This is a genomic window from bacterium (genome assembly GCA_020440705.1).
In the GTDB taxonomy this organism is placed as follows: Bacteria; Krumholzibacteriota; Krumholzibacteriia; order LZORAL124-64-63; family LZORAL124-64-63; genus JAGRNP01.
In genome coordinates this window covers 1-4936 of the sequence record JAGRNP010000188.1, presented here as the reverse complement: position 1 = coordinate 4936, position 4936 = coordinate 1, and the positions used below count along the sequence as shown (strand labels likewise).

The 4936-nt window shown below is 71.1% G+C and carries 7 protein-coding genes; all 7 read right to left on the bottom strand.

What is annotated here, in order from left to right:
• The coding region (locus KDM41_17215) for a hypothetical protein (GenBank protein ID MCB1185162.1) at window positions 1–913 on the bottom strand (913 nt) is incomplete at its 3' end.
• A gap of 48 nt (window positions 914–961) precedes the next feature.
• Entirely contained in the window at window positions 962–1564 is a 603-nt protein-coding gene (locus tag KDM41_17210; protein MCB1185161.1) for a hypothetical protein, read from the bottom strand.
• 164 nt (window positions 1565–1728) lie between these two features.
• Window positions 1729–1992 (bottom strand): hypothetical protein, encoded by a 264-nt coding sequence (locus tag KDM41_17205; GenBank protein MCB1185160.1) that lies wholly within the window; start codon window positions 1990–1992, stop codon window positions 1729–1731.
• Window positions 1989–2564: a YceI family protein gene (locus KDM41_17200; protein MCB1185159.1), complete on the bottom strand. Its 576-nt coding sequence runs from the start codon at window positions 2562–2564 to the stop codon at window positions 1989–1991. Before KDM41_17200 ends, KDM41_17205 begins: the two co-directional genes overlap by 4 nt.
• A 45-nt stretch (window positions 2565–2609) precedes the next feature.
• Entirely contained in the window at window positions 2610–3866 is a 1257-nt protein-coding gene (locus KDM41_17195) for a hypothetical protein (GenBank protein ID MCB1185158.1), read from the bottom strand.
• Window positions 3863–4642 (bottom strand): Rieske 2Fe-2S domain-containing protein, encoded by a 780-nt coding sequence (locus tag KDM41_17190; GenBank protein MCB1185157.1) that lies wholly within the window; start codon window positions 4640–4642, stop codon window positions 3863–3865. Before KDM41_17190 ends, KDM41_17195 begins: the two co-directional genes overlap by 4 nt.
• 10 nt (window positions 4643–4652) lie before the next feature.
• Window positions 4653–4936: cytochrome c (locus KDM41_17185; protein ID MCB1185156.1), on the bottom strand; the 284-nt coding region annotated here is incomplete at its 5' end.

Genomic DNA, 4936 nt, shown 5'->3' with positions numbered 1-4936 from the left:
ACCCGCCCTTCGCAGACGACATCGCCGAGCCCGCCAGCAGCGTGAACGTCCCCGACAGCTCGCCGGCCATGTTCACCGTCATGAACCCGTCGGTCTGGACGGTCTGCGACCCCACCGTCCGCACCACCGGCCCCTGCTGGACCTCGCCCCACTCCCCGATCTCGGTGCTGATCTGGCCCTGGTTCATGACCATCGCGCCCGCCGAGACCCCCACGTCGCTCTTCGTCGTCGTGGCGAGCTGGGGCGCCGTGATGGTCATGGCCGAGCCGGCCAGCTCGATGAAGTTGCCGGCGCTCACGTTCACCGTGCGCGCGCTGCCCACCGTGACCGTGTGGGTCGTCCCCACCTCCAGCGTGCGCCCCTGGCTCGTCGTCATCGTCAGGTCGACGCAGACGATCTTCACCAGCCCCTTCGGCGCCCGGATGTTGATGGTGCCGGTCTTCGCCTCGGTGGTGATGGTGTCCGCGGCGGTGTCGAACACCATGGAATTATTGGTAGAACTGTCGACCAGCCGGATCTTCTCGGCCCCGTCGGAGTCGAGGAACTCCAGGTCGTGGCCGGCCCGGCTGCGGAACCACTTGTGGTCGTTGGCGCCGTCGGGGTTGCCCGGCCCGGGCACGGCGTGCTCGCCGTTCCAGACGGCGCCGAGGACGTAGGGGTGGTTGGGGTCGCCCCCCTCGAACGCGACGAGCACCTCGTCGCCGATCTCGGGCACGAACATCGTCCCGCGGGAGTTGCCGGCGTACCACCCCGCGACGCGCGCCCAGTGCGACTCGATGGCCGCGTCGGGGCCGTCCAGCCAGGGCAGCCGCACCTTCACGCGGCCCCACTGCTGCGGATCGCTGATGTTGGTGACGACGCCCACGGCGACGCCGCGAATCCGGCGGCCGCCGCCACCCGCGCGCTCGTTCATGAGCAGGAGTATGCCACGCCGGAGGCGGCCACGGCCAACGCCGGGCCGCTACAGGGCTTCGCGCCGGATCTGCTCGATGACGTCGGTGTAGCTGGTCGTGTTGACCAGCTCGGCGAGCTGGGCGGTGTAGGTCTGGATGAGGTCGGCGCGGTCGCGCTGGCGGGCGTCCACGAGGGCGCGGTGCACGCGGATGAAGGCGCGCTCGGAGTTGACGAAGTACTCCACCGCCTGCACGACCACCTGCAGCGTCACGGCGACGGTGCTGCGGCCCTTCTGGCTGAACTGGAAGGCCTTGCCCTCGCTGTTGCAGACGGTCAGGCGCACCTCGCCCTCGGCGTCGAGGCCCTGCTGGTTGCCGGTGTGCATCTGGCCATGGACCTCGAAGCCCGTGAACCGGATGGTCTCCAGGGAGCGGAACTCGCGGGCGTAGTGGCCCATGAGGCCGTGGAAGGCGGCGTCGATGAAGCCGACGCCCTCCCCCTCGATGACCACGTCTCGCGGAGGTCCGTTCTGGTGGCGCAAGGTGATGATCATCCGACACTGGCTGGTCGGGCCGATCTCCTCGCTCATCTGGTAGTGGATGACCCCGAGGGCCAGGTACTCATCGCGCAGGACACGCTGGATCAGCTCTTCGGTGGCGGCTCGTCGCATGGGGGCTCCTCCTGGTGTTCGGACTCTTCAAACGCCTGCGAAATCAGGGAAATTCCACCGCCCCGCGGCGATGGCGCCCTGCCGGGTGGACACGTCTGGAGTCTAGATGTTCCGGGGAGACCGGTGCAGGTCGGGCGCCAAGTGCCCGAAACGGCGGGGGATGATCAGGCGGCCTTGCGGCGGCGACGCGCCAGGAAGAGCAGGACGCCGCCCAGGCCGACGAGGCCCCCGCCGCCGGGGCCGGCGAAGTCGAGCCCCAGCTCGAAGGTCTTCTCCCACTTGCGGTCGACGACCTCGTCGCCGAACTCGTCCGTGGTGCGGGTCTCGACCAGCTTCTCGGTCTGCGTCGCCAGGTGCATGCCCGAGGCGAGCCAGACGCCGCCGACGCCCAGGCCCAGCACGATGGCGATGATGCCGGCCGCCTTCACGGGGCCACGGGCTTCAGGACGCCCTTGAGGCTGACGTCCACGTCGATGTTGGTGCCGACCTTGCTGCCGACCACGCCATCGCGGCCCTTGATGTTGTAGGCGTCGAGCTTCACCTGGAACTTCGTGGTGATCTTGAGCTTGTCGCCCTTCCACTTGAGGGTGGCGGGGGCGGTCATGTCGGTGCTGACGCCGTGCAGGGTGAACTTGCCGGTCACCTCCACCTCGGCCTCCTTCACGTCGTCGCCGGTGGTGGGCTTCGTCACCTTGGCGGCCGAGGCCACGAAGGTGATCTCGGCGAACTGGGCCGCGTCGAGCCACTCGGGGCTGCGCAGGTGGTCATCGCGCTGGTCGTTGCCGGTCTTCATGGAGGCCACCGGCACCGTGATGGTGGCCTGCAGCGTGGTCATGTCGTCCAGGTCGACGGTCAGGGCGCCCGCGCCGCTGGCCGTGCCGACGATCTTCTCCAGGGGGGCGTCGCTGACGAACTTCATCTCGCCGGCGAGCTCGGCGGTCTGGGGGGCGGCCAGGGCGACGGCCGGGGCGAAGAGGGCGAGGGCGATCAGGGACCGCATGGGCATCTCCTTTCGAGCGCCGGCCGCTGGCCGGCCTGGGGGGACTCAGTAGAACAGGTGCACCTGCAGCGTCGCCTGGCCGAAGCGGTAGTCGTCCGTCTCGACCAGCCGGTACTCGGGCCGGACCTCCAGGCCCGGCACCACGAAGAGCTCCAGGCCCGCCACGTACTGCACCGTCGTGATCTCGGCGGTGGCGGTGGTGGTGCGGGCGCGCTCGGCCCGGGCGCTGGCGGCGATCCAGGCCCAGGGGGCGTAGCTGAGCCCGACGACGCCGTTGAGGGTCTCGTATTCGATGGTCCGCTGGCTCAGGGAGAGCTCGGAGAGCAGCGAGAGGCCCTCGTGGATGCCGAGGCCGAGGAACGCGTTGATCATCAGGAAGTCGCCGCTGCCGAAGGCCGAGGCCCCCAGCCAGGTGTTGATGACGAACGGGTGGGCCGGCTCGCTGGGGGCGCCGAAGTCGTCGCCGAACTCGTCGGCCTCGGCGGGCGGGGGGCCGCCGCCCAGCTCGAGCAGGGGCTGGAACGTCACCCGCGCCTGGTAGGCCACCGGCCAGAGCTCCGCCGTCTCGTTGCCGTCGTTGAGGGCCTTGTCCAGGTTGCCGGTGTGGAAGCCGCCGGCCTCCAGGCGCACCCACTGGACCGGCTGCCAGGCCACCTCGGCCCCCGCCTCCGCGTAGCCCGGGGCGATGATGGGGACGCGGCGGGCGGCGGCGTCGCCGCGGATGAGGAGCGTGTGGTCGTCGTTGCGCACGCCGATGGAGGGCTGGAAGACGCCCGCCCGCACCGTGGGCGCCACCCCGCCGGGCTCGTAGATGGCCTGGGCGCCGTAGCAGCTCATGCCCTGGAAGACGGGGTCGCAGATCTTGCCGTCGCGCAGGGTGCCGGGGCCTGCGAGGAAGGTGCCATACAGGGTCAGCCCGGCGGCGGGCTTCACCGTGAGGTACGGCTGCGCCTGCATGGGAAACCATGTGTAATCAGGGACTTCCGTCTTCGTGCCCGTGTCGGTGTCCACCAGCTCGGGGCGGCCCAGGCGGGCGCCCTGCATGCGCAGGTCGACGCCGAAGCCCACGGCCCCGTCAAGCCAGGTGTTGCTGTTGACGTCGTGGAAGGCCTGCAGCCCGAGCTGGTCCCAGGTGACGACGCCCACGCGGTGCATGGCGCCGAAGCCCAGCTCGCTGCGGCCCTCGCCGCCGCTCGGGTTGACGTGGCAGGCCGCGCAGGGCGTGCCGGCGGTGAGGGACATGCGCGGGGTGGCCTGGGCGAGGCCGGGCAGGGCCAGGAGGGCGAGGAGGAGCAGCCTCATGGCGCGAGGCTCCGCAGGAAGGTCACGAGCTGCCAGGTCTCGTCATCGCTGAGGTTCGGGTAGGCGACCATGACCGAGAAGGGCGGGCCGCCATCGGCGCCGGTGCGGATGCGCCAGAACAGGTAGCCATCCGTCCACTCGGACTGGTCGACGTTGAAGGCCGAGGCGGGGGGCATGAACAGCTCGCTCCCCTCCCCCGCCGCCCCGTGGCAGGCGACGCACTGCTGGTAGAGCGCCTCGCCCGCCGAGACCGCGGCCGGGTCGCCGGCGAACGGGTTCACGAGGTCGGCGAACTCCGGCGGGATGCCGGTGCTCTTCTTCTGGAGGGTCAGCGTCCCGCTCCCGGTGGCCGCGTCGAACTCCACGTCGAACGTCGCGAGGTCGCGGGTCGCCGGGCCCTTCAGCACGTGCCCTTCGGCGTCGAAGTGCGAGTCGTGGCAGCGGCAGATGAGCCGGTCGCCGTTCCAGGTGCCGAAGCGGTCGGGGGCCATGTCGCAGCCGGTGTGGGTGCAGATGCGGGACACCGCGACGATGGCGTCGGGGGTCGTGCGGATGAGCAGGACGTTGCGCCCCGCCACGTCGACCGCCGCGACGCCATCCACCGCCCCGAGGGCGCGGAAGGGGCCCTCCGCGACGTTGAAGGTCAGCGTCCCGTCGCCGCCGCCGAAGACCTCGGCGATGGTGCAGCCGGACAGGGAGGGCAGCGCCAGGGCGCAGCCCCCGCAGCCCAGCAGCTTGAGCAGGCCGCGGCGATCGAGGAGGGGCAGGTCGCTCATCGGGATCTCCTCAGGGCTCGAAGGTGCGCAGGAAGGTCACCACCTGCCAGATCTGGTCATCCGTGAGGGCGCCGCCGTAGGCCGCCATGATGGAGCCGGCCGGTCCGGTGGCCGCGCCGGTGGAGATCCGCCAGAACATCAGGCCGTCGCAGCGCTCCTCGTCCCCGGCCGTGAAGTCGGTCGGCGGGGGGTCGGAGACGAGGCCGTCGCCGGCCCCCGCCGCGCCATGACACGACGCGCAGCTCCCCGCGTAGACGGCCTCGCCGGCCGTCAGCGCCGCGGCGTCCCCCGCGA

What these genes read in the sequence shown, in the direction of transcription:
- KDM41_17190 (MCB1185157.1), bottom strand. Translation starts at nt 4,642, where the DNA reads ATGAGCGACCTGCCCCTCCTCGATCGCCGCGGCCTGCTCAAGCTGCTG.
- KDM41_17200 (MCB1185159.1), bottom strand. Translation starts at nt 2,564, where the DNA reads ATGCGGTCCCTGATCGCCCTCGCCCTCTTCGCCCCGGCCGTCGCCCTG.
- KDM41_17210 (MCB1185161.1), bottom strand. Translation starts at nt 1,564, where the DNA reads ATGCGACGAGCCGCCACCGAAGAGCTGATCCAGCGTGTCCTGCGCGAT.
- KDM41_17195 (MCB1185158.1), bottom strand. Translation starts at nt 3,866, where the DNA reads ATGAGGCTGCTCCTCCTCGCCCTCCTGGCCCTGCCCGGCCTCGCCCAG.